The organism is Syntrophomonas palmitatica JCM 14374, from assembly GCF_001311885.1.
In the GTDB taxonomy this organism is placed as follows: domain Bacteria; phylum Bacillota; class Syntrophomonadia; order Syntrophomonadales; family Syntrophomonadaceae; genus Syntrophomonas_A; species Syntrophomonas_A palmitatica.
The window spans coordinates 52,640-76,907 of sequence record NZ_BBCE01000003.1; the positions used below are offsets into that span (position 1 = coordinate 52,640).

The 24,268-nt window shown below is 47.1% G+C and carries 23 protein-coding genes and 2 pseudogenes; 7 read left to right on the top strand and 18 right to left on the bottom strand.

Features of this window, described 5'->3' with window-relative positions; all coding sequences use genetic code 11:
* Nucleotides 1-18: 18 nt before the first annotated feature.
* The 6 genes and pseudogenes from JCM14374_RS02525 to JCM14374_RS02550 all read right to left on the bottom strand — a co-directional run bounded on the left by JCM14374_RS02525 (nucleotide 19) and on the right by JCM14374_RS02550 (nucleotide 6,638).
* Nucleotides 19-1,581, bottom strand: a pseudogene (locus JCM14374_RS02525) (class I adenylate-forming enzyme family protein).
* A gap of 295 nt (nucleotides 1,582-1,876) precedes the next feature.
* Nucleotides 1,877-3,295 carry an amino acid permease gene (locus tag JCM14374_RS02530; RefSeq protein WP_083453826.1) on the bottom strand — a complete coding sequence of 473 codons (1,419 nt, stop codon included), beginning with the start codon at nucleotides 3,293-3,295 and terminating at the stop codon, nucleotides 1,877-1,879.
* 128 nt (nucleotides 3,296-3,423) lie between these two features.
* Nucleotides 3,424-3,720, bottom strand: coding sequence for an HD-GYP domain-containing protein (locus tag JCM14374_RS02535; protein WP_054693075.1), 297 nt, complete (start codon nucleotides 3,718-3,720; stop codon nucleotides 3,424-3,426).
* Nucleotides 3,717-4,517, bottom strand: a complete 801-nt coding sequence (locus tag JCM14374_RS02540) for a response regulator (RefSeq protein ID WP_054693078.1) — start codon at nucleotides 4,515-4,517, stop codon at nucleotides 3,717-3,719. The genes JCM14374_RS02535 and JCM14374_RS02540 overlap by 4 nt, the downstream gene beginning before the upstream one ends.
* A 22-nt stretch (nucleotides 4,518-4,539) precedes the next feature.
* The gene (locus tag JCM14374_RS02545; RefSeq protein WP_054693082.1) at nucleotides 4,540-5,580 is read right to left on the bottom strand and encodes a sensor histidine kinase; all 1,041 of its coding nucleotides are present in this window, start codon (nucleotides 5,578-5,580) and stop codon (nucleotides 4,540-4,542) included.
* Nucleotides 5,508-6,638, bottom strand: coding sequence for a [Fe-Fe] hydrogenase large subunit C-terminal domain-containing protein (locus tag JCM14374_RS02550; protein ID WP_054693085.1), 1,131 nt, complete (start codon nucleotides 6,636-6,638; stop codon nucleotides 5,508-5,510). Before JCM14374_RS02550 ends, JCM14374_RS02545 begins: the two co-directional genes overlap by 73 nt.
* A gap of 207 nt (nucleotides 6,639-6,845) precedes the next feature.
* Between JCM14374_RS02550 and JCM14374_RS02555 the strand changes: the two genes are divergently transcribed.
* Both JCM14374_RS02555 and cax read left to right on the top strand, forming a co-directional pair.
* Nucleotides 6,846-7,448 (top strand): carbonic anhydrase, encoded by a 603-nt coding sequence (locus tag JCM14374_RS02555; protein ID WP_054693087.1) that lies wholly within the window; start codon nucleotides 6,846-6,848, stop codon nucleotides 7,446-7,448.
* Between the two features lie 65 nt (nucleotides 7,449-7,513).
* Entirely contained in the window at nucleotides 7,514-8,512 is a 999-nt protein-coding gene (cax, locus tag JCM14374_RS02560; RefSeq protein WP_242848787.1) for a calcium/proton exchanger, read from the top strand.
* Nucleotides 8,513-8,584: 72 nt separating this feature from the next.
* On the opposite strand, the gene JCM14374_RS02565 is transcribed toward cax, so the two are convergent.
* The 4 genes and pseudogenes from JCM14374_RS02565 to JCM14374_RS02575 form a co-directional block, all read right to left on the bottom strand.
* Nucleotides 8,585-10,108, bottom strand: a complete 1,524-nt coding sequence (locus JCM14374_RS02565; protein ID WP_054693090.1) for an oxygen-binding di-iron domain-containing protein — start codon at nucleotides 10,106-10,108, stop codon at nucleotides 8,585-8,587.
* 28 nt (nucleotides 10,109-10,136) lie between these two features.
* Nucleotides 10,137-11,549: a diguanylate cyclase gene (locus JCM14374_RS02570; protein ID WP_054693093.1), complete on the bottom strand. Its 1,413-nt coding sequence runs from the start codon at nucleotides 11,547-11,549 to the stop codon at nucleotides 10,137-10,139.
* A 48-nt stretch (nucleotides 11,550-11,597) separates the two neighbouring features.
* Nucleotides 11,598-11,729, bottom strand: a pseudogene (locus tag JCM14374_RS15565) (PAS domain-containing protein); the annotation flags it as partial.
* A complete protein-coding gene (locus JCM14374_RS02575; RefSeq protein WP_054693096.1) occupies nucleotides 11,681-12,397 on the bottom strand; it encodes a PAS domain-containing protein in 717 nt (238 codons plus the stop codon). The gene JCM14374_RS02575 and the pseudogene JCM14374_RS15565, both read right to left, overlap by 49 nt.
* 140 nt (nucleotides 12,398-12,537) lie before the next feature.
* Here JCM14374_RS02575 and JCM14374_RS02580 point away from each other — a divergent pair, with 140 nt between their 5' ends.
* Nucleotides 12,538-13,176, top strand: coding sequence for a LysE family transporter (locus tag JCM14374_RS02580; protein WP_054693099.1), 639 nt, complete (start codon nucleotides 12,538-12,540; stop codon nucleotides 13,174-13,176).
* Here JCM14374_RS02580 and JCM14374_RS02585 read toward each other — a convergent pair.
* From JCM14374_RS02585 to JCM14374_RS13945, 4 genes are all read right to left on the bottom strand, one after another.
* The gene (locus JCM14374_RS02585) at nucleotides 13,165-13,854 is read right to left on the bottom strand and encodes an ABC transporter ATP-binding protein (protein WP_054693102.1); all 690 of its coding nucleotides are present in this window, start codon (nucleotides 13,852-13,854) and stop codon (nucleotides 13,165-13,167) included. The genes JCM14374_RS02580 and JCM14374_RS02585 overlap by 12 nt on opposite strands.
* Before the next feature lie 97 nt (nucleotides 13,855-13,951).
* A complete protein-coding gene (locus JCM14374_RS02590) occupies nucleotides 13,952-14,464 on the bottom strand; it encodes an ABC transporter permease (RefSeq protein ID WP_054693105.1) in 513 nt (170 codons plus the stop codon).
* Nucleotides 14,465-14,613: 149 nt separating this feature from the next.
* The gene (locus JCM14374_RS13940; RefSeq protein WP_207641566.1) at nucleotides 14,614-15,222 is read right to left on the bottom strand and encodes an ABC transporter substrate-binding protein; all 609 of its coding nucleotides are present in this window, start codon (nucleotides 15,220-15,222) and stop codon (nucleotides 14,614-14,616) included.
* Entirely contained in the window at nucleotides 15,117-15,569 is a 453-nt protein-coding gene (locus tag JCM14374_RS13945) for a hypothetical protein (protein ID WP_207641567.1), read from the bottom strand. The genes JCM14374_RS13940 and JCM14374_RS13945 overlap by 106 nt, the downstream gene beginning before the upstream one ends.
* Nucleotides 15,570-15,806: 237 nt before the next feature.
* Between JCM14374_RS13945 and JCM14374_RS16025 the strand changes: the two genes are divergently transcribed.
* The 4 genes from JCM14374_RS16025 to JCM14374_RS02615 all read left to right on the top strand — a co-directional run bounded on the left by JCM14374_RS16025 (nucleotide 15,807) and on the right by JCM14374_RS02615 (nucleotide 21,236).
* Nucleotides 15,807-16,553, top strand: a complete 747-nt coding sequence (locus JCM14374_RS16025) for an AarF/UbiB family protein (protein WP_054693107.1) — start codon at nucleotides 15,807-15,809, stop codon at nucleotides 16,551-16,553.
* A complete protein-coding gene (locus JCM14374_RS16030) occupies nucleotides 16,457-17,509 on the top strand; it encodes an AarF/UbiB family protein (protein WP_172674130.1) in 1,053 nt (350 codons plus the stop codon). Before JCM14374_RS16025 ends, JCM14374_RS16030 begins: the two co-directional genes overlap by 97 nt.
* 227 nt (nucleotides 17,510-17,736) lie before the next feature.
* Complete coding sequence (locus JCM14374_RS02610) at nucleotides 17,737-20,082, top strand: S-layer homology domain-containing protein (RefSeq protein WP_054693112.1); 2,346 nt, start codon at nucleotides 17,737-17,739, stop codon at nucleotides 20,080-20,082.
* On the top strand, nucleotides 20,055-21,236 hold the full coding sequence (locus JCM14374_RS02615) for a hypothetical protein (RefSeq protein ID WP_054693115.1): 1,182 nt from the start codon (nucleotides 20,055-20,057) through the stop codon (nucleotides 21,234-21,236). The genes JCM14374_RS02610 and JCM14374_RS02615 overlap by 28 nt, the downstream gene beginning before the upstream one ends.
* A 373-nt stretch (nucleotides 21,237-21,609) precedes the next feature.
* Here JCM14374_RS02615 and JCM14374_RS15080 read toward each other — a convergent pair whose 3' ends face one another.
* The 4 genes from JCM14374_RS15080 to JCM14374_RS15090 all read right to left on the bottom strand — a co-directional run bounded on the left by JCM14374_RS15080 (nucleotide 21,610) and on the right by JCM14374_RS15090 (nucleotide 24,267).
* Nucleotides 21,610-22,014, bottom strand: coding sequence for an adenylate/guanylate cyclase domain-containing protein (locus tag JCM14374_RS15080; RefSeq protein WP_278279217.1), 405 nt, complete (start codon nucleotides 22,012-22,014; stop codon nucleotides 21,610-21,612).
* Nucleotides 21,987-23,513, bottom strand: a complete 1,527-nt coding sequence (locus tag JCM14374_RS02620; RefSeq protein WP_278279218.1) for a CHASE2 domain-containing protein — start codon at nucleotides 23,511-23,513, stop codon at nucleotides 21,987-21,989. Before JCM14374_RS02620 ends, JCM14374_RS15080 begins: the two co-directional genes overlap by 28 nt.
* Nucleotides 23,514-23,656: 143 nt before the next feature.
* The gene (locus tag JCM14374_RS15085; protein ID WP_172674131.1) at nucleotides 23,657-23,818 is read right to left on the bottom strand and encodes a hypothetical protein; all 162 of its coding nucleotides are present in this window, start codon (nucleotides 23,816-23,818) and stop codon (nucleotides 23,657-23,659) included.
* Nucleotides 23,819-23,850: 32 nt separating this feature from the next.
* Complete coding sequence (locus tag JCM14374_RS15090; RefSeq protein ID WP_054693118.1) at nucleotides 23,851-24,267, bottom strand: septum site-determining protein MinC; 417 nt, start codon at nucleotides 24,265-24,267, stop codon at nucleotides 23,851-23,853.
* Nucleotide 24,268: the final 1 nt, after the last annotated feature.

A 24,268-nucleotide genomic window follows, 5' to 3' on the forward strand; every position in this document is an offset into this window, starting at 1 on the left:
GGGAGTTTTTTTAAGCTTTTATATAACCTGGGCAATATTCATACCGTGATATTTTTCCCTTAACTTGGGTTTTTCTATTTTGCCGGTGGGGTTGCGCGGAACCTGATCAAATATAACCTGGCGGGGCCGCTTATATCTGGGCAGGATGCCGCAAAATTCTATCAACATATCTTCATTTATCAGTCGGCCGGGTTTGGGCTCGACAATGGCCACAGCGATTTCGCCTAAACGACGGTCAGGAAGACCGATTACCGCCGCATCTTTTATGTCTTCATGGGAACGCAGGAAATCTTCAATTTCGACCGGATATATATTTTCGCCCCCGGAAATAATGAGGTCTTTTTTGCGGTCTACCAGATAGATGAAGCCGTCCTTGTCCTGACGGGCCATGTCTCCGGTATGCAGCCAGCCATTCCGGAGCGAGGATTTAGTGGCTTCCTCGTTTTTATAGTAACCCTTCATAACTCCGGGTCCTTTAACGATTAATTCCCCGACTTTACCCTTGGGAACCATCTGCTTCTTCATCCACGATGCGTATTTCCCAGTTAAAACCAGGTACACCAATGGCGCCGACTTTATTAATATTTTCAATGCCCAGGTGAACACAACCAGGGCCGGTGGCTTCGCTAAGACCATAATTGGTGTCGTACATATGGTGCGGGAAATGCTGTTTCCATCTCAAAATCAGGCTTGCGGGCACAGGCTGAGCGCCGATATGCATTAAACGCCACTGCTCCAGCTGGTAGTCAGACAGTTTTATTTCACCGCTGTCGATGGCGTCCAGTATATCTTGAGCCAGGGAACCAGGAGCCAGACAATACTAACCTTCTCTTCTGATATTGCTTCCAATATCCAGCGCGGTTCCACACCCCTTAAAAGAACGGCTTTGGCTCCAACCAGCAGGTTGCCGAACCAGTGCATTTTGGCTCCGCAGTGATACAGAGGAGGAATGCAGAGGAAATTGTCATCATGGCTCTGCAGGTGATGATTGTTTTCAGTAATGCAGGAAGATACCAGGTTGGCATGAGTCAGAATAATAGCTTTAGGCTGACCGGTAGTCCCGGAGGTGAAATATAAGGCGGCTTCTTCCTCGTCCGCTAATATTATTCCCGGATCGGTACCGGGCTGTCCTGCAACTATATCCCAGAAACTCTCCGCTTTCGCGGGACAGTTGTCTCCAACAAAAATAAGGTCCTCCAGCAAAGGAAGTCTGTCTCTTATAGAAGCAACGCGGTCAATAAATTCAGGACCGTAAATCAGGATCTTGGCTTCGGACGTGTCCAGGCAGGTGGCTATTTCCTCAGCAGTAAAACGGAAATTTAAAGGCACCGCCATGGCTCCGGTTTTTAAAACACCGAAGTATATCGGCAGCCATTCCAGGCAGTTCATCATAAGTATGGATACTTTGTCTCCCCTTTTTACCCTCCGGGCCAGCAAAGCATTAGCGAACTGGTTGGCTAATTGTTCAAACTGCCGCCAGCTTATTTCCCTGCGTTTGCCTGCAGCGGGTTCACGTTCAATCAGGCTGCATTCATCAGGATACGCGGCGGCATTACGCGAAAGCATTTCGGTGATAGGCATTGTCAATAAACCCTCCTGACCATGAGAATATAAACAACGATGAACTAGGCGGTGGGTTTGAAGGAATTTTGACAAAAAAATTCAACCTCTCACAGGGAAAAGTTGAATTGTGACCAGCCTTTACTACCTTCCTCCCATACTACCCTTTACTTCATGTTACACATTTTTTTAATTATAATATTTTTTTTCGGAAAATGGCTAAAAAATATTGTATTATAAATGCCCAGTACATTTGCAGTTAGGTTCTAGTTTTATCATCTTTGTACAGTAATTATCTGGATTCGGGCTGGGTATTCTATTTGGGCAGCTTTTTATGGGCAGGGGCGGGGTTGATTTCAGGCTGGCCTAAAGATCTTCGCAATCTGCTGATTAGAAATATTACGATGGCTGCGCTGAGGCTTATTAATACCCCGATGCGTTCTGCGGCAAACAATAAAGCGCCGATTATAGTAAGCACAATTATAGCCATGGCCAGGTAAGTTGAATAGGGAAAGCCCGGCAGTCTATATTCTTCTTTTTCACAGGCTTTGTGATAAACAGGCTGGTTTTTCATATGGGAAGCCAGGATTAACAGCCAGTTTAAAATAAGCATTACCCCGGCAGCAGTGGTAAAGTACTCATACACCCCTGCCGGAAGCAGAAAAGAAACCAGAACTGTCACAGCCAGGCCCAGACCGGTAATACTCAAAGCCAGTAATGGCACTCCTTTATGATTACGTTCGATGAGTGCATGCGGAGCGTCTCCGTCTTCAGCCAGAGAAACTAAAACATTAGTAACAGCGAATAAAGCCCCTACCATGGTGGAAAAAGCCGCGCTGATTACCAGCAGATTCAAGAGAGAATCCGCATAAGGCAGCCCCAAAGACGACAGGGCAGTAACAAAGGGACTGCTGGAGATATTAATTGACTGCCACGGCACGATCAAGAGGGCAAAAAGCAGGGCCAGACTGTAAATTACCGTAAGACTTATCACCATAACCCGGCCGGCCCGGCCGACTTCCCGGCGTCTTTTTAACTCGCCGCATAATAAACCCATTACTTCTATCCCGCCATAGGAAAACAAGACAAATATCATAGCTGACCAACTGCCGGTCAAACCGCCGGGAAACAAAACCAACGGACCGGCAGCCGTGGTTTTGTCAGGTATTATGAGGCCGAAAACCAATAGAACCCCGAAAATAATAAAGATAACCAGTGAGGAGGTTTTTAATATGCCAAAGAGGGATTCTACCTTGCCGAAATCTTTTACCCCGAGCAGGTTAATGGTAAAGCCAATCACAGCATAGAAGGCGGCAAAAACCCAGAGTCCAATCCCCGGGAACCAATAGCGCGTAAAGATAGCCAGGGCGGCGACTTCGCTGGACATAATCAGAACACCGGCTAACCAGTAGTTCCAGCCGCTGACGAAACCCATGGACGAACCGAAAGCCTTCCGCGCGTATACCCGAAATGAACCCTCCTGAGGATCATTGATAGACATGGCGGCCAGGGCCGCAAAAACAAAATAAGCGCATACGCCCCCCAGTAAATATAACAGGACAATGGAAGGACCGGCTCTCTGAATGGACAGGACTGTGCCTAAAAAGAACCCGGCTCCGATTACAGCGCCGGTTCCGATTAAGGCCAGATCCCACCAGCGCATTATTTTCCCTTTAACGCTTTTTGCCTGTTCGCGGCGATGTAATACCTGTTCAGCCTGACGGCGAAATAACATAATAAATGTTCTCCCTTCGCGATATGCTTCATCAAGCATAGTTTGTCCGGGAGAACATATTCCGAAACAAAATAATGGGTGTAATCACGGAACGGTTTTGCTGTTACGCATTGTTATGCCCGTCGCGGTTATCCCTGGTTGTTTCTAAAAATTTCATCAAAGTCGTGAGCAATACGAGTAAACGCTGCCAAGACGTTAGGATCAAAGTATTCCGGTTTGGTGCGTTCATCGCCTCTGGTTATGATCTCCATGCTTCTGTAATGGGAGAAAGCTGGTTTATAGGGACGATTGCTTCTTAGGGCGTCATACTGATCACATATCGCTACGATACGGCCTTCAATAGGTATTTCTTCGCCTTTCAATCCGCGCGGATATCCGGAACCGTCCCAGCGCTCATGGTGAGTCAAAGATATGGTTTCTATCATGCGGATTTTATCATACTTGGAATTGGCCAGAATGCTGCGCCGGTGATAGTGTGGGTTTTCATGATTTCAAATTCCTCTTCCGTCAGAGGTCCGGGCTTCAGAAGAATCTTGTCCCAAATACCTATCTTGCCAATGTCATGCAAAGGTGAAGCAAAAGCTATGCAATCAACAAAATCAGGCGCCATACCCAGTTCCTGCGCAAGACGGGGAGCGTAAATACCTAATCGTTTGTTATGCATACCTGTGTCTATGTCTCTCAATTCAGTGGCGGCAGTTAAACGGAATAATATTTCACTGCTCAAATCATTAACGACTTCAAGGGCTTCGGAAAGTTCTTGTGTGCGCTGACTAACGGCCTTTTCCAATTCAAGCTTATATTTTTCCTCCATTTTATAGAAACGCACCAGGCTTATCGCTTTGTCGAGGGCGGTCATGAATTGATTTAGATCCAGAGGCTTGAGTACGAAATAATCCACTCCCAGGTTGATTAACTCCAGCAGGTAGCGAGCTTCGTCATGAGCGGAAATAACAATAATAACCTGCTTGGGATTTTCCGTCTTAATTCTTTCAGCCATTTTAACACCGTTCATGGTGGGCATATTGATATCAGTGATTACCAGGTCATATTGGCCATGGTAATATTTTTCCAGACCATGCACACCGTTTTCAGCGGTTTCTATGCTGGTGAAAAAACTGGATAAAAGCCTGCAGGTATTATGCCGCAATTCGTTATCATCTTCAACGTATAATACCTTTAAATCTTTAGCGGCCTCTTTAATTTCCCGGGGGTTGACCAAAACCAAGTACTCCTCTCTGCTGCTAAACGGGAAGCTTGATGGAAAAACACGCTCCCTTTTCTGTATTCTTAACCAGGAGTTGACCCAGACAATGCTGTTCAACTATCATCTTTGACATATATAATCCCAGGCCCGTACCGATCCCGGGCCCTTTAGTGGAAAAATAAGGATCGAAAATTTTATCCATAATATCATCAGGTATCCCGCCCGCATTGTCCTCAATTTCTACCAGTTGAAAATCATCGTATTCAAATCCCCTGATTATAATTAATGGTTCGGTAGTTTCATTTTCGACGAAAGCATCTGAGGCATTCTTCATAATATTAAGAAATACCTGCATCAATTCATTGGGATAAGTCAGGATGGGATTATCGAAAGCATAATCCTTTACCAGGGTTACATTTTTATATTCTAAAGATTTGCCGATTATACCAAGGGTACTTTCAATAACTTTGCTGATTAATACAGTATCCCGCGGATTGTCAGGCTTGAAAAAGTGGCGGAAATCATTAATGGTATTGGAAAGATACTGGGAATGCTGGTTTATTTCGTTCAGCAAGGATTTAAATTGTGATTGATCATACATCTCGAGATCAATCAAAACCTGGAGATTGCCTGCCAGGGTGCTGATCGAAGAAAGCGGCTGACGCCATTGGTGAGCAATCATACCAATCATTTCTCCCATGGCGGCCAATTTGGAGTTTTGGACCAGAAGCTGTTCCTGATGCTTGCGTTCGTTAAATTCCGCCTGTAATTGCTGGTTTAATTGCTCCAGTTCTTCGACCATCTGATTCAAGGCTTCCTGTTCGTACCTCAGCTCTTTTTCCTGGTAGAGGTGGCAGTTTTCAACCTTGTTTAACCCGTTGTAAATGGCGATAGCCATATAAAAACAGGAATGATAACCACAGGCTGCACAATTACGGAAGTCTTTTTCGTCGTTTTTATGCATGCGGTGATAAATGGCGATTAATTCTTCTTCAGAAGGGATTCTCAGATTGTAACGGTGGGATAGATTCTGATATTTATGGTAGGAAAAATCATGGTTTTGTAAAATCTCATGCAAAAAATCCTGCAGTAATTGATTATTGTTCGGATCGGCCAGAGCTCCTCGGAACGATGGTTTATAGAGCTTTCAATGTAATCCATGGCTTTGCGGTGGTTGATACATCCCGGTCCCATATTACAGCCATTTTCACAGCTAAGTACGTCAACTATCAAAGGCAGACCAGGGCGGTTTTTACGAATAGCCCTCTCTAAATCCTGAAAAAATTTTTCATATACAATTGGCCCTTCAACCCTGGCAATCTGGCTGGATTTAATATCGGAATACTTATGCAAGTAACAGTCTTTTAATCCACCGGGGGTGGAAAAGCCTGCTGCTAAACCAGCCTGTACCGCATGGTCAAAGTGGCCGTCTTCAAGCTCATCCAGCACTATGTTGTGAGATTCAAATATTTCGTTTAAGGATTGATAAAGGACGTTATACTTTATGATGCCGCTGTCCTGGAATTCTCTGCGCTTGGCCAGACACGGCGAAATAAAGGCCAGCTCGCTGTCGGGGTGCAGGCTTTTTACATAAACCGCCAGGTCATAAACCGGGCTGCCTGTAGGCGCCAGGTGTTCAATCAGGTTGGGATGATGCAGTTCAATATATTTGACTATAGCGGGGCAGGATTGCCCGATTAATGGGGTCTTGGCTTTTCCTGATTTGATAGCCTCATGATAACAGGCAACAGTTATCTCAGCGCCCAGTGACACATCATAAACAGCAGCTAATCCCAGCATACGCAATGCGGTAATCAGTTTATTCAGTTCAAAATTACATTGGGCAGAGGGCGCAACTAGAGCAATAATATTGTGCTCCGCGATATCTTTTATAAACTGAGGGGTATCGTCTATGGGAAAGCGGGCGCTCTTTTCCACTATACCGCCGTGGCTTTTAACGCAGGCTTCTACACACCGGCCGCAGCCGATACAGAGTTGATTATTGAATTTGACGACTTCACCGCTGCCATCACTGCATACCTTAACCGGACATACCGCAATGCACTGGTGACAGTTTATGCAATAGGCTTCTCTGATGCCGATAACCTGAACAAAGGTTCTTGAATTCAGAGACAAACCCTCCCTCGAATCAGGTTTAATAAAATATTAAATAAATTTATTTCAACATCTTCTCTAAAATATCCTCTTTTATTTGAATAAAATACCATGGAAAATTGGTAAATTTAATTTATTCAACCTGATAATAAAAACCTGGATCTTGCAGGAAATGCCGCGCTATTTCCAGAACAATAATATATCTAATTATTTGCGGAGGTATTAGTTTTGCATCAGGGGACAAGTATATCAGCAGCAGAAGCTAAAAAACGCTTGGAAGACGGAAATCGCCGCTACATTTCAGGTCAAACAGCGCAGCATGACCTGGGGGAAGGCAGACGATTAGAATTGAGTACCAATGGGCAGCATCCCTTTGCGGTAATCGTGGGGTGCTCAGATTCAAGGGTCCCTCCTGAAGTAATTTTCGACCAGGCATTGGGCGATATTTTTGTGGTGAGAGTGGCCGGGAACATTATGGATGAAGCAGCTCTGGGCAGTGTGGAATACGGGGTCGAACACCTGCAGACCCCGTTGCTGGTAGTTCTGGGCCATGAACAGTGCGGAGCGGTTAAGGCCACTGTTGATGGCGGTGAGGCGCCGGGTTCTATTGGCGCGATCGTGAAAAAGATTCAGCCTTCAGTTGATAAGGCCAAGGCAAGCGGGGCCAGCGGCAATGACCTTTATCAAAAAGCTGAAGATGAGAACATTCTGGCTGTGATAGCAGAGATAAAACAAAGCCCGGTAGTGCGGGAATTAATGCATGAAGGCAAACTGACTGTAGCCGCTGCGAAATACCACCTGCGGTCCGGCTTGGTTGAGTTTATGGAATAACAAGAAAACAGCCTAAATAATTAGAATAAAAAGAAGTCTTATTATATTTCAAGGGGGTTAGATAATTGGGGAATTTCCTTTATTATCTCTTACCAGCCGTATTGTTCAGTGTTTATTTTAAGTACACCGGCAATGAGATCGCCATGTTTTTTGCCGCTTGCATTTCAATTATTCCCCTGGCGGGAATTATGGGGGAAGCTACAGAGAACCTGGCCTGTTACACCGGGGAAAGGGTAGGGGGCCTCTTGAACGCGACTTTTGGCAATGCCACAGAACTGTTGATAACTATTTTTGCCCTGCAAGCCGGGTTGTTTGAAGTGGTAAAGGCTTCTATCGCCGGCAGCATCCTGGGCAACATTCTGTTGGTTCTTGGCCTGTCGATTTTGGCGGGGGGAATAAAGAACGGCCCGCAGAGGTTTAACCGCATACATATCAACAACCAGACCAGCCTTATGTTCCTGGCGGCTATAGCTTTGATAATACCGGCGGTTTTCTTTCAGACCAATAAAGATCACCATGTTCTGGAAGAATTCAGCCTGGCGGTTTCTGGGGTGCTGCTTCTGCTTTACCTGGCTGGCCTATTGTATGCGGCAAGGCTAAAAACAGATTTATGTGAAGTCACTGAAGAAGCCCGTTGGAGTAAAACCAAATCACTGATCCTGCTGGCTGTAAGCACTGTTTTTATAGCTTTTGAAAGTGAATTCCTGGTAAGCGGCATTGAACCAGTTACCGAAGCTTTAGGATGGTCGAAGTTCTTTATCGGTATTATTATAATTCCCGTAATCGGCAATGCGGCTGAGCATTTTGCTGCGGTCTTGATGGCTTATCGCGATAAAATGGACCTGGCCTTTGAGATTGCGGTGGGCTCAAGTACTCAGATAGCGCTGCTGGTCACACCCATACTAATTTTCTTAAGTTTTCTGTTCGCTCGCCCAATGGATATGCTTTTTAACTATTACGAAATTGTGGCCGTAGCCCTGGCGGTATTGAGTGCTCAGTTTATCAGCCACGACGCGAGTCCAACTGGCTGGAGGGAGCTATGCTGGTGGCCGCCTACTTCATAATGGCTGTAGCTTCTTCTTTTTATAAGTTATAAGCTTATATGAAGCTTATACCCGCCCTGTTCAGAAATGCGGTTATTTAATCATAAGTCCGGGCCCGGTTATTTTTGCCATATCAAGCTTGGAACCGGGAGGAATGGAGTATTTGAGCGCGCCGGAGGGGCAGCGGTCGATGGCTTTGATTATATCGGCCGCAGAGGCTCCATCCATCTTGACCCAGGGGCGGGCTTCCGGATTGAATACCTGGGGAAGCGCAATGAAACAATGAGTATCATGCATGCAGCGTTCAGGGTTCCAGTGCACAACAACATCCTGGCTGGCGTATTCGCGCGTAAACTCACCCACGCCCTCTTTCAGTCGGTCAGGAGTAATATCTATAAACTCATCATCCAGTGAAGTTTGGTTGCGCCTGAGCACCGCCTGGCCGAATTTACAGCCGAAAGCTTTGGCCTGTTCTAGTTGTGCGGGAGAAGGTTTGAAGCGAATCCGCAAGCCGGGCAGAACGTGCATGCGCAGCATGACCAGGCGCTTTTCTATATTAGGAACCGCCTCCCCGCTCCAGCCGTAGGCGCCAAAAGCGGATGCTATCATCCCCTTGTGTATGATAGGGGAAAGTTTGCTCAGGAATTCCCATACAGGGGGGAGGGTGTCTTTATTGATAGTAGGTGAACCTATTAACAACCCGCAGGCCGTATCAGTTTCCTTTATAACCTTTTCCGCTGGGGTATCCTGCAGGTTACAGCATACAACATTAAAATCGCCTGCATCTCTTAATCCTTCCTCAACAGCCCGGGCTATCATTTCTGTATATCCGTAGGCGCTGACATAGGCCATAACTATTTTCGTACGAGGGTCCTCATCTGCCGGGGGTGTGGACCACCGGCGATAAAGATTCAGGTAGCGGGGAAGATTGCTTCGCAGAATAGGACCATGCCCGGGGCATATAACATCCAGGTGATAATTCTCAAGCTTATCCAGGGCCTTCAGGACGTGAGGACGGAAAGGCCGCATGATCATGTCAAAATAGTATTTATAAGCCGGGGTTATATCTTCAGTTATCAGATCGTTAAAAAGGCGAGGATCAGCATAATGACAGCCGAACGAATCGCAGGTGAAAAGCACCTGGTCTTCTTTTACATATGTATAAATTGTGTCGGGCCAGTGCAGAAGCAGGGCGCTGATAAAATGCAATGTCTTGCCTCCCAAATCTAGTTCGCGTTTGTCCCCCACTGGCTTACGGGAAAAATCGCAATTGCAGATTTCAGAGAGAAACTCCAGGGTATTGGGGTGAGCTGCCACAGTAAGATCAGGAATAAGCTGCAGAAGTCTTTCCACAGATCCGGTGTGGTCGGGTTCGGTGTGGTTTAGAACCAGGTAATCAATTTCCTCAAGGTCAACTATTTCTTTAACCCGTGCTATATACTCATCAAAGAACTTGGCTTTGACTGTCTCCAGCAGGGCAGTTTTTTCTTTCCCTTTGATTACATAGGCGTTATAACTGGTCCCTTGTTCGGTACGCATGATAATGTCAAAGACCCTTAGCTCCGGGTCTAAAACCCCTACCCAGTATATATCCTCCTTTATTTTTAACGCGTTCATACCCATCCTCCCCGTATTATATTGACTATTATTCAGACATTATTTTGGTAAACCGTTCTACCAGTTCGGGATCGAACTGGGTTCCTGCGTATTTTCTCAGTTCCAGCAGAGCCTTTTCTCTAGACATGGCCTTTTTATACGGGCGGTTGTTGGTCATAACATCGTAAGCATCAATAATAGCTATAATCCTGGCTAATTTAGGAATGGAATATTGACTGAGACCGCGGGGATATCCGCTTCCGTCCCATTTTTCGTGGTGGGCCAGGATATCGTCAGCTATAGATATAAGTTCATGGGTGGCGAGTATGATACGATAGCCGATTTCAGGATGCTTTTTAATGCTCTCCCATTCCTGATGATTCAAAGAGCCGGGCTTGGTGAGAATATCATCAGAAATAGCAATTTTGCCAATATCGTGAAGATTGGCTAAAAGAATCAGGCGGTCAATTTCATGGGCGGGCAGACCCAGGTGTTTGCCGAATTTCATGGCGATGGCTTGCATACGCTGGGCATGTTCTATGGTTTCATGAGTGCGTTCGTACAGGGTGGCCTTCAGGGATGAGAAAACCGAGTTGCGCTGACTCTGGCTTTTTAAGAGTTTGGTCATGAACATATTATTTTCCGCCTGCCTGAGCACGCTATATATATCCTGTTCAGGTTTTATTTTGGTGGCACTGCCAAGTGATATGCTGGGTTGAAAAGCGCCCGGACCTGATTCTTCGCAATAATGGTGGATTTTATCACATATCTCGGCGGTGTTTTCCTGCCCGGTTCCCGGCAATAATATTACGAATTCATCCCCTCCCCAGCGGGCTACTATATCATCTGGGCGACAGGCTTTGCGCATATACTGGCTGATGCACTTTAATATTTCATTGCCTGCTTCATGTCCGGCGGAATCATTGACCAGTTTTAAACCATTTACATCACCCATAATTATACTGATAGGGAGACTATCCCTTCTATCCAGGCGCTTAAGTTCAGTTTCGAAAAAAGAACGGTTATAAACACCCGTTAAACTGTCGTAAATACTGAGAGAACGTATTTTCTCCTGGTTTTGCTGCTGGATGGTAATATCAGTGGTTATTTCCACCATGCCGGTAATTTCATCACTGCTGCCTTTAACCGGATAAGCCTTGATATTCCATACCCGCCCGTCAGGGGAAGTTATGATGCCGCTTTCCGGTTGGCCGCTGTTATGAGCTGATGTAAGCGGGCAGTTATCACAGGGCATCTCAAGGTTATGCCAGAGACGGTAACACTTACGTCCGATAAGCTGTGGGATTTCAAGCCCCAGTGAATCAGCGGCCGCCTGGTTGACCCAGATAATATTATGTTCCAGGTCTTGATATACTACATGTTCGGAAATTGCACCCAATATGGCGGCCATTTCCAACTCGCTCTGTTTGTAGTCAGAAATATCCCGCAGGGTGCCGGCCATACTCAAGGCGATGCCGTTGCTATCGGTCTTAACTACCTTGCCTTTAATTAAAACCCATACCCATTTGTTAATCCCATTTTTAAAACGGTATTCTTCTTCAAAATAAGGGTTGATACCCTGAAGATGCAGCCTTATCCCCTCGGTGAATTGGGCCCGGTCGGCCGGATGGATATTGGCAATAGCTCCTGGAGATCCTTAAACTTTATTTTATTATCGGAGCCGGTCTCGATAAAATTGGCTGAACTCATGTCTAACTCGATTTCACCACTGGACATGTTCCATTCCCATAAACCTTCGGCAGCCCCCCACAGGGCCAGTTCCAACTTCTCTTGCCTCTCTTTGACCATTTCGTGTGTTATCATTAATTGTTCATGATAATCTTCCAATTCCCGGTTCATGGCTTCGATCTGTTCATAGCTGGCCTGAAGCTCTTCCAACTGAAACTGATTCAGTTTTTCAATTTCCTTATTGGCACTGATATCACGGATAATGCTTTGTAATATGTATTTATTATTATGATAAACCCCGATAGAATGAAGTTCTACCGGGAAAAGCGTGCCGTCCTTGCGACGATGCACGGTTTCCAGCCGTATTCCCCCCATACACGCTTTGCGCATTTCTTCATCCAGGTGATCAAGGGCGGCGGGATCGCTGAGATCGCCGATATTTAAAGCCAGAATCTCTTCACGGGTATAGTCGTAGGCCTTTAAAGCTGCCGGGTTGGCGTCTATTATTCGGCCATCAGGGTAATCTAAAAAGAGGATAATATCGTAAGCCTTCCAGAATAAATGTTCATAGGCGGTGGGTGGTTCCGCGGGCAACGGCAGAACATGAGTTTGATCTTTCAATTTTATCCCCCCCTCACATCAACCACGAGCACGATAGTTTATCTATCTATCTATCATATGATATATTATAACAGACATTTTAATCCTAAAATATTTTTGTCTTAACATTTTTATCTATTTTTAAACCTGGAGTGACATTGATGGAGGTTGGCGGATTATTTATAAGCGCATTTGTGGTTGGTCTTACCGGAGCCATGACCCCGGGGCCGCTGCTTACAGTTACCATCGCGGAAAGCGCGCAAAGAGGATTTAGGGCAGGTCCGCTGATTGTTCTCGGGCACGCTGTATTGGAACTAATGCTTATTCTGGCGTTATTGGCCGGATTATCGCTATATCTTGCCAGGGCATCGGTAACCAGGGTAGTCTCTATTATCGGCGGGTTATTTCTTTTATATATGGGAACAACGATTCTTCTGGATTTACGTTCAGGAAAGCTGTCTCTTAAACAGACCGATACATCCGCTGCGCCGGGGATTAAGCTGCACCCGGTGGCAGCCGGTTTCTTGATCAGTCTTTCCAATCCTTATTGGATCATCTGGTGGGCCAGTATTGGCCTGACCTACCTGGGCGAAGCCTTGAAAACTTCATTTTTAAATGTTGGGGTTTTTTACAGCGGTCATATAATGGCTGATTTAGGCTGGTACTCACTGGTGTCTTTCGCCATATCCGCAGGCAGAAATATAATACCGCCTCTGGTCTATAAAATCGTCCTGGCCTTATGTGGTGTTTTCCTGCTGGGATTGGGGGGGTATTTTTTGAGAGGAGCCTTAAATACCTGAAATTATTTCCAGCAGGTGGGATTCCAGGGCTAATAGCTCTGGATCAGAGAAGGAACGCTTATCCCCGAGTTCAATTTTAAAATCGTAGAGGATGCGGGCCGGAGAGGATGACAATACGAGGATGCGGTCAGCCAGGTATAGGGCCTCCTTTAAATCATGGGTTACCGCCAGCAGGGTAAATTTATTCAATTTCCATTGGTCCAAGAGATCAGTGCTGATCTTTAATTTGGTGGGCAAATCTAGTGAAGTAAAGGCTTCATCAAGTATAAGCAGGTCGGGTTCACTTATCAGTGCCCGGGCTAGGTTTACTCTCTGACGCATCCCTCCGCTCAACTCACCGGGAAGATAGTCTTCAAAACCGCTTAACTGAAGGTTGGTCAGGATGCTGGTTACATCAGCCTGCGGATTAACAAACAAAAGATTATCCTTTACGCTGCGCCAGGGAATCAGGCGCGGTTCTTGAAAAACAAAGGATATACGCTGACGGTTCATAGAAATACTTCCTGATGTCGGGGTTTCCAAACCTGCCAAAAGCCTTAGAAAGGTAGTTTTGCCAGAACCAGAAGGGCCGAGCAATACCACCTTTTCCGCTTCGTTGACGGTCAGGTTCCAATCATGCAGAACCTGAAGGCTGTGAAAAGACTTGCAGAGATTTCTTAATTCTATGCGGGCTGCCATCTTTGCGACATCCTTCCTACCGCTTGTTTTATAAGGCGTTCGGTGATAATTCCTAATAATACTGCTATCAGAGTCAGAGCATATACTTTGGGAATATTTACGTCATAACGGGCGGAGAGGATTTCCACGCCCAAACCGCTGTCGCCGCAGAGGTATTCAGCACCAGTATTACCTTCCAGGCCTGGCCTATACAGACCTCGACAATGGCAATTATGAAAGGAATTAACGCTCCCAGGTATATGTCTTTAATTATCCTGGATTGAGGTACTTTATATACCCGCGCCATTTCCAGGAGCCTGCGATCCAGGTTTTTCACCCCGGAAACGGTTGTGAGCAGGGCCATGGGAATGAGGGAAAGAAAAGCGATAAATACCGGGCCGCGCCATCCTATGCCCCAGGAGAAAATGACCAGAGAAAGCCAGGAAACCACAGGTACGGCCTGGATTATCATGATGATAGGACGCGTCATCTCATAAAATCTGGTTGATAAACCTAATAGCAATCCCAGAAATATACCCAGGACCAGGACCAGGCCCAGGGCTAAAAACACCTTCCAAACCGTCTGCAGGGCAGCCTGCATTACCAGCGGGCTGCCCAACAGATTTAGCATCAGTTTTAATACCCCCAGGGGAGCAGGCAGTATTATAACGGTTTTTATCCCATAATAAGCGGCTTGCCAGATTAAAAGGAAAATGCTTATGCCCGCCAGATCGTATCCATGATTTCATTGGGCGTAAAAACCTTTGTCAGGCAGTTTTTTTAAGCCTCCGGATAAAGTTCCTGCATTTTTTTGAGGTAAGTCAAAACTTCATCCTGACAGGCTTTACTGCTGATATAATCAAATTGTATCCTTGTCAGAGCGGTTTTCATTACTGGTGCGGGAATGGGCAGGGTCTGGCTGGATAGCTGCAGGGCCTGGTCCACATGGTTTTTGGACCAGTCGGTCGAGGCTCCCAGGGCTTCGGCTACTTTATTGCTTTCAGCCGGATATTTTTCATAGAAATCACGGCGCACGAATAATCCAGCTACCGGGATGCGCTCAGCTCCTTTGGCAACCTCAGCCCAGTATTTCTGGAAATCCAGCACTATTTGGCCCTGGCCGCCTTTTATGGCCAAAGTAACGTAAGGTTCAGGCAAAGCCGCGAATTTAACCTTGCCGCTCTGGAAAAGGGTCACAATCTCCTGGGGAGGAGCATAAACGATCTTGACATCCTGGTCCGGTTTCATGCCATGGGATTCTATCGCGGAACGAAGCAGTAAGTCTACCGTGCTGCTCTTGCCAACCGGGATATATAACTCCTGATTGCGCAGCGATTCCCAGTTTTTAAAACTTCCGCACTGGGGGCCACCATATAGAAAACCTTCCACTCGTGTACTCCCAGCATGCTGAGCTTAACCCCGCTGGCATCGATGTTGGCGGCCATGGTAACCGGTAATACCGCGAAATCAGCTTTCTTTGACGACAAAAGTCCGATGACCTCGTCGTTGTTTTTCCAGTACTGCACCTTAACCTTTAATTTGCCTGTGTCTACTTTGCCGGCAGCCAGACCGGCCACGGGGACGACTAACGGCCCTACCGGGTTTAGCAGGGTAACTTCCGAGATGGCAGGGGCTTTAGGCGCTGTCGGAGCTGGTTTTGCCTTATCAGCGGATTTTGCGCAGCCGCTCAGGGCTAAAAGCATTAAAATCAACAGAATAGTAAAAGGCTTCTTCATTTCCTTACCTCCTCCATAAAAAATTGAGTGCGTTACCAGGCTTTTCATGGTTATTATATAATAACCGGGTGATGTTTAATCAACAAATTTATTGGTTATTAGAAAATAGCTGCAGATTAACATCGATATTTTAACTGTAGGGTAAGATAATATGTTGGGGATTAAAATGGATATCCCGTATCTTTAGTCGTTTTAAAGCTGTTTTCATAAGTGCTTGTATCCTCTGGACATGGAGGGTTGGCAGAAAAACGGCATTATATACTTTATAAGGGGGGATACAATGAGTTCATGGTGGCAGCCAGGTATATTCGCCGCAGGCGGCAGATTGTCGGGACCTTTGCTAAACACGGGCTGGACTATTTTATTCATCGTTTTGGTTTGGACAACCTGGCTCCGGTATCGTGGCGAACCAACCCGGGCATCAAACAGCCCGCCGATCAACTTCTGGCCCGCAATCTGCGCGAGGCCCTGGTTGAACTTGGTCCAACCTTCGTAAAATTAGGTCAGGTTTTAAGTACCAGGCCGGATATACTGCCGCCGGTATATATTGAAGAACTGGAAAAACTTCAGGACAAGGTTGATCCTGTGTCATATGAGGAGATCGTCCGGGTTCTCAGTCAGGAAATAGGCAAACCGGAGGAGGTTTTTGCAGAATTTAATCCCGAACCGCTGGCTGCCGCGTCCATTGGACAGGTGCACCAGGCCCGCCTGAAAGGCGGGGAAAAGGTTATCGTCAAGATTCAAAGACCGGGAATAGTTGAAAACGTTAAGAGCGACCTGGAGATAATTAAAGGGTTGGCACATGTTTCGGAGACACGTTCCCCTGAAGCTCGCCGGTTGGGACTCCTGGGCATGGTAGAGGACTATGCCAAAACTTGCTGCGGGAATTGGACTATGAACGTGAGGCCCGAAATACTGAAAGGGTTTATAATAACTTTGCCAAAGACAAGCGGGTTATCATTCCCCGGGTATACCGGGAGGTAAGTACTCCCCGGGTGCTGGTGGAGGAGTATATTCCCGGAATAAAACTTAGCGATGTTAAGGCTATGGATGAACGGGGATGGGACCGGGGACAAGTCTCCAAACTGGGAACTGAGGCTTTTCTATCGCAAATAATGCTGCACGGCTTTTTTCAGGCTGATCCCCATCCAGGCAATATTTTGGCCGTAGATGAAAACCACATCGCTTTTATTGATTTCGGAGAAATCGGCTATCTGAGTGAAAGTCGGCTGGTTTATGTGGGCGAATTACTGGTCAGCATAAATAAACGCGATACTTACAGAGCTATGGCCGTGCTTTACGATATGGGGATTATCGAGAACCTGGATAATATGGAAGATTTCCATGAAGATTTTGCCGATCTGATTGAAAGGGTTTCCTCCAGCAGTATAGGCGGGTTGGACATGAAGACCCTGCGCGCCGAAATGATGGAATTGGCCTACCGTTACCAGCTGCGTATGCCCGCTTACATGACTTCCTTGATGAAAGCCCTGATAACTGTAGAAGGCCTGGGGAAAAAGCTGGACCCCAGTTTTAATTTTACCGAGGTGGCTGCCCCCCTGGCCAGCAAGGTATACAGTGAACGGCTCAAACCTGAAAACGTGGCGCGCTATATTAAGCGGCGCTATTACCAGGATATAAAACCCCTGGGTGAGATGCCGGCCAATTTTAATCGCTTGATTAAGAATACCGGCGAAGGAAGATTGCAGATGACTATCCAGGTGGATTTTACCCCCCGTGCCAGCCGCAAATTAACCCAGCTTATCAGCCGCTTGAGTTTGAGTTTTATTTTAACCGGGGTGCTTATAGGCTCAGCCTTAATTATTCAAGCCAATCACTCTGACAGGGTATCGGAGTATGCTTTTTTAGGAGTAGCAGGTTTTGGACTGGCCTTACTCAGCCTTGTTATTTTCTTTATCGGGTCATTAGGGAAAAAATAATTATTAATGAAAAAGTCAAAATGATGTTTCAACTACACGTCAACATCATTAAAAACTGTTATAATGGAACAAAATGGGTCAAAGTCTTAATATGCGGCAGTGATTTGCGGTCTGGGCGGCAAAAAAATCTGTAGGGGATATTAGTCTGGCCCAATTAGCGAAAGGGGTGATAGAAAAATATTTTTTGATGGTGTGGACGAAGTCTATTTTCTAAAGGTGGGTTGTTGATGAAGCAAACAAGGTGGAAAGTGTGTTTTTTTCTTATGCTGGTCATGCTTCTGGCTGTTTGCGGCACAGCTTATGCCGCCCAGGATGCCAGTCAGGCCAGCGGCGAAGCAGCTGCCAGCTTTAAGGATGTAACGTCTGCTGATGCCAATGCTATATACATAAATTATATGGCTGGAAAAGATCTCATTAAAGGTTTTCCCGACGGCGGCTTTCATCCGAAGGAAGGCTTGACCCGGGCTCAGGCTGCTACTTTACTGGTAAAAACAGCAGGGCTTAACGCTGCCGGAAAGAAAACCGGACAATTTAAGGACGTTCCGGCAGACCACTGGGCTGCTGGTTACATTGCTGCCGCCAGCGAGGCGGGCTACTTGAAGGGCTATCCCGACGGCAGCTTCCTACCGGAAAAGAAACTTAGCCGCGCTGAAGGGATTAGCTTGTTTATGCGCCTGTCCAAACAGAAAAGCGAGGCGGCTTTGCCGGCATTAAAGGATATGGACAGCAAACACTGGGCTTCAGGCGCAATGGCTACAGCTTTGGCGGCAGGAATGATAATACCCGGCAAGGATGGGAATAGTATTTATCCCGACCAGGACTTTTTGCGAGGCGACCTGGCCAGGGCAGTGGCGGTTCTGCTAACCCGTGAGCCAGATTTAAGCCGGGCATCGCTTAACGCCAGCCTCAAGGTCAAAAAAGGCGATGTTTTTCTGATTAAATCCGGTAGCGGCAAAGAAGACAAGGTTACTTCTGCGGTCGCTTTAAGCGCTGGAGATACCGTGAAAACCGGCAGCAACGGAGAAGCCGAACTGGCATTTGCCGATGGAAGCGGGCTTCTGCTCAAGAGCAACACTATCCTTGTACTCAAAACCAGCCAGGGTAAAAACTATATCAAGAAGGATGGCAATCCCGGCGTGGGGGTCGAGCTGTTGGAAGTGGAACTGAAATACGGCAAATTATTTGGCGCCCTGGCTTCCACATCCGGTACGGTAAATACACCCCAGCCGGAGGAGAAGAAAACCAGCTTGAATATGGCAAACAAACTGGCCAGTCTGAAAGACGCGGCCCTTCGTTTATTTGCTGCTGCGGATAAAGAACAGCCCTGGTACCAGACGGCTGAAAAGAAGAAAGTCAAAGTGAAAGTGGATATGCCCTGGGGCGTGGCGGCTATCAGGGGCAGTATCTGGAGCAATGCCGTGGATGACAATGGTAATAGCACCAGTTTGCTGGAAGGTGAGGCGGAAATAACAGCCGGCGGCCAAACCCAATCGTTGAATCCGGGTCAGAGCAGTGCGGTTACTTCTCAGGGAACGCCTCCCACTCCGCCCGTGCCCATGAGCCAGCAGGAAAGGAACGAGTGGGTGCAGAACCAGGATTGGGTGCAGGAAAGGGTGCAGGCTATAGAAACCAACCAGGCCCTAACTCCCCAAACGGATACAAATGTCGTTTCCGTAACTAATGCTGTAAACCAGGCCCTGACAAATATCGGAGCCGGTTCAAATACCGGCACATCCGGCAGCAGCGGCGGGAGCAGCGGGAGCAACGGGAGCAGCAGTGAAAACAACAGTAGTAGCAGTAGCAGCAGCAGTTCATTTTCCTACCTGCCAGCAGGCGCCTGGGGTTTAACGGATGTGACCAGCGTGGTCTATCAAAACCAGAGCATGGTCCTGACCCAGGACTTCTGGGTGAAGCCTCCGACCGGGGTTACCGCTACCAAGTATCAACTATGGGGTAAGTTTTCAACTAATGGATGGCAAGAAATAGCCAGCAAAGGAATCAATGAACGCACCAGGCATCTGGCCAAGGTCTTTTCCGAGCCGCAAAATCTGATTATAAATCTATACAATGATACCAGTTATGGTTATTCTGTGGGAACCTATTTCCTGGCTGAAAACGGCGGCCAGAAGGTCTTGCAGGACGTGGCTACCCAGACCGTATCAGGCGCGGTATATCTGCCAGCACCAGCCGGTGTGGGAGGTGTGCCGCTGAAGCTGTGGATAGACGGGCAAAGCACGGACGGGTACGATTATTATGCTAATACAGTCCTTACCGTTCCCGCAGGCAGCAGTTCGGTATCATATTCCATTAAGGCTCCCAGAGGCTCCAATTATTCTCTATTCTGCAATGTCAGTTGCTCGAGCAGCTACACTGGTCCACCCTATCGGAGCACCGGGGTGAATGGTATAAACCTCACCAGCGGCAACACTGACAACGTCAACGTAACCATGGTGCAGGGAAGGTGGATAACAGGAACGGTAACGCTGCCCAGCGGGGTGAATGATCCATCTCGGTATACATTTATACTGAGACAACATCTGGTTATATGCCTACCGCTACCGTCGTATCTTTAACGCCGGCTAATCCGTCCGCCAACTACCGGGTGAGCGCTGATGCCGGACAAAATACCAGGGCTTATTACCGGATTTTCGACCAGAACTTCCTGAATAATTATGAATATGTGGATACCGGCTACTACGGCAGCGGAGGGACCATGGTAAATGATTATGCCAGCGCCCAGGTGTTCACTGCAGGTAATACAGATTTAACCGGTATCAACCTGACATTCATACCTGGCGGACCCTGGGTAAAAGGTACTATCAGCCTGCCGTCAGGGCAAACAGCGACCCAGGACCTTACTATTGGGGTAGGAGCTTTGTATCCTTCGAATCCGGTTGTTGTTCTGAAATCGCAGGATGTGGTTATACCGTCAGGCAGTTCTTCAGCGTCCTACGCGATGCGGCTGCAAAACGGACAGTCCTATAAGCTGGGTTATAACATTTATAATGGCGACTATTGCAAGAACCAGGGTTATCTACAGAGCGGTTTGTTCAAGAGTGTATCAGAAACCGTATATTCAGCCGCATGTGCAACCAATATAACTGCTGATGGCGTAACCGGGTTTGCCAATGCCAATATGACGGTTCTTACCGGCGGCAGGTCAGTACAAGGTACAGTTACCTTGCCATCTGGCCTGAGCGGTGATAACAGGCTTATTGTTAAGGCGATTAATATGGGCGGAGGCAACGAATGGAGCTTGACTTCATTGGTAGTCCCGGCCGGAACTACCAGCATGCCTTACACCCTGGTGGTACCTGATGGCAGCTATACGTTGGAGGCTCGTTTGTATAACGGTTCGGGCGAAGTGACTTATTCCTCGGCATATGTGGGATTCGGTTCAGTAGTCTCTATATGCGTAACAGACAATGTAACCGGAGCTGATATTACTGTAAATCCGATATCGCCAGGACCCTCATCACCAGGAGGAGATCCAATCATAAGTCCGTCCTGTGTTGGCGCTCATTCAGTCCTGATAGACAACGTAGCGGTAAATGTAAACAGCAGTTATTATAGCAGTGATTTCTTCATTCATTTTGGGCATTATGGCTACCTCTATTACAAGGACGCAAATTCCGCATGGTATAATCTGATGACGCAGACGGCAGGGTCTCCAGCCAACCCGGTTAGTGAGAGCAGCCTGCCACTAATTGGCTATTATTACAATTAAAAAGATCTAATACGACCGACACATAAGTTAAGAAAACGCCCTTCCGCTTTAAAAGCGGGAGGGCGTTTTCTATTACATAAGCATGCTGCAGACGCCTGTGGATAAGGATGTCCGGAGAATACGCGGGGCAAGGTTAACTGTCATCGCGAGCGGCAGCCTTACCGCCCTGTCATTATTATAAAAACTATGTACTTGTCGCTGCGAGGAGCGTCAGCGACGCGGCAATCTTTCCCGGCCTAACGCTGTTAATTGATCGTAATGGGTTAAATATCCGTGAAGATTGCTTCGCTGCGCTCGCAATGACACAATCAAGAATCGCCGTTTGGAACAACCATGCTGTTACTAATACCTGTCATTATATCCCCTTTGGAATTTACTTAAATCCTTTATCTTTGGATTTCTCAAAGAAGAGATCCATATCGGCGATGGCGTAAACCTTAATCGGATTGGTGAAACCTTTAACCAGTTCCTCGCCCACATATTTCAGCCGATTTTTAATTTCTCCTTCCGGCAGGGCATCGTATGATCGCTCAGAAACCAGCACCAGGGTCTGGAATAGTTTGGTCAGAGCCTCGGTACGGGAAGCCAGGTTTACATCTTCGCCTATGAGGGTATAGTCCATGCGTTCCGGGCTGCCAACGTTGCCCACCACCGCCGGCCCGGTATTAATGCCTACCGCTACCAGCAAGGGAGAAGCGCCCTCCTTTTTTGCCCAATTATCATTCAGTTCCTTTATTCCGGTCTGAATTTCTATAGCTGTTTGTACGGCCCGTTCCACATGGTCCTCGTAATAAATAGCGCGCCAAAAAAGGCCATCAGGCCGTCGCCCAGGTATTTATCCAGGGTGCCGCCGTGTTTCTGGATGGTGCGGGTCATGAAAGTTAGATAATCGTTCAGGCGGTTAATGACATCAACCGGGTCTTTGTTCTCGCTATAGGCGGTAAAACCGCGTATATCAGCAAACATGATGGTTACGACCTGTTTTTTGCCGCCTAACTCTATACTGTCAGGATCCTGCATTAACTGGTCCACGACATCCGGTGACACATAACGGGAGAACATGGCCCTGGTCTTGCGCTTCTCCATTTCCGCCTGGATGAAGTCATAGGCGGTAGTCCCGGCATAAGTCAAAAACACCGCGATTAGCGGGGTTATTCCATACAGCCACCAGTGAGCGTGCCAGGCCAGGTATGCTCCCCCCAGAGCCGCGGCGGCTGCAATCAGGGTTCCGAAAAGACCCACCCAGGCTCCGCGTCCGCTAACGCTTATGAAGGTTATAAGCACCAGACCAAAAAGCAGCAAGAAATTCAGCCAGGGGCTAACTTCCCGGTACCAGCTGTCGGTAATCATGCTCTTAACAATAGAAGCATGAATTTCTACGCCCGGGGTAGGAAGCAATCCGTCATTAACCATGTTGCTGGCAGTACAGGGTGTGCCGTAATTGTCATGGTCTTCAGCGGTTTCAGGTCCGATCAGGATAATTTTATCCTTAAAATATTCAGGTTTGACTTTGCCTTCGATTACATCGGCGTAGCTGATGGTTTTAATGGTGTGCATGGGACCGTAGAAGGTAGCCAGAGCGCGGTTTTCATTATCGATGGGTATTTTATGTTTGCCCACTTCAAGCCATCCTGGTTTAAGTATCAGTTTATCATAGGGAATATCTTCGGCGGTCATAACTATAGCTGTGGCCAAACTGGGCAGGGGGCTGCCCGCGTAATTCACATCCACTAGAGTAGGCCGGCGCACGACATTGTCATCATCTGTGGCCATATTGACAAATCCTAAAGAGGGACGACTGTCAATTAACGAACCTATGGGCATTTCTAATGACTGCACCTGTTCGCCGTTTTTGTCTTTTTCAAAGGTAAATTTACATGATAATATTACCCGACCATGTTTGGCTATAGCGTCTCCCAAAGCCTTATCGGTTTCGGGACTTTGTTCTGAGGCAAAGGTAAGGTCGAAACATACTACTTTAGCATCCTTCAGCAGTTCCAACAGGTGAGCATGGATCGAACGGGGCCAGGCCAGGGGACCGATGCGCTCAACCGAGCTGTCATCCACCGCTAGAATTACTACATTTTCCCCCGGGTTGACTTTACCCCGCTGCTTAAACCAGTAGTCATATAAAGAGTTCTCAAGCCGTGAAAAAACCCCCAGCATGGACAGGCCCTGCACAACCACCACCAATATTAAGGGCAAGAGCCATTTGCGCCAGTCCTTTCCCCCGGAGATTGTTTTTGGGCTTTTTTCCGAATTTCCTTTGCTATGCATGGAAATTTTCATCCCCCCATATGATGAATTAATGTCTCAAATTACACGGTTGACACACATTCACATCTTAACCGTTCTTGCTCCATCGCCAATTATACCGTCTGTTTGCTAAAGTTGACGCAGGCAGCTTATTTTAAAATGACCTAAAGCAGGCGATCCTGGGAAGTATATTCCCTTACGCAGATATTGCCGTTTTCAAGGTATGCCAGTTCCGGACGTGGTCTTCTGGTGTCGTCACCGGCGGCGCGTGATATCTTATTGGCGATGCGTATCTGGCTGGGGCTGAGATTTAAGGCAAAAACCACACTGTTTTCATCTCCGTAACAGCCGGCGTGGGCTATGCTCCCAGCTTACCCAGGACTATAATATCGCGGGCGGCGGTTATCTCAGCGCTTTCATGCACATCTCCCCATATAACCACAGACCCTTCAGAATGTACCTTCTGGCCGCTGCGTATATTGCGGCGAACGATCAGATCTTTGCCGTCACTCGAATGATGTTGACGGACAGGCTTGTCAACCGGCGGGGGAGTATTGTTCAAAATCATATCATTATCGAGGCAGAGACGCTGCAGTGAGCTTATTTCCTCCCTTGACAGTTTTGCCAATCCCCGGCCCTGAAATATTACCCTGGAACCACTGAACATTTGTTTGGATGTTTGAAATTTTTCCTGCAGAAAAGATAAGTAATCTGTATAATCACCCTGGTTAAAAACAAAGACCAGGCTGTCATTCAATCCTTTGATGGTGATCATT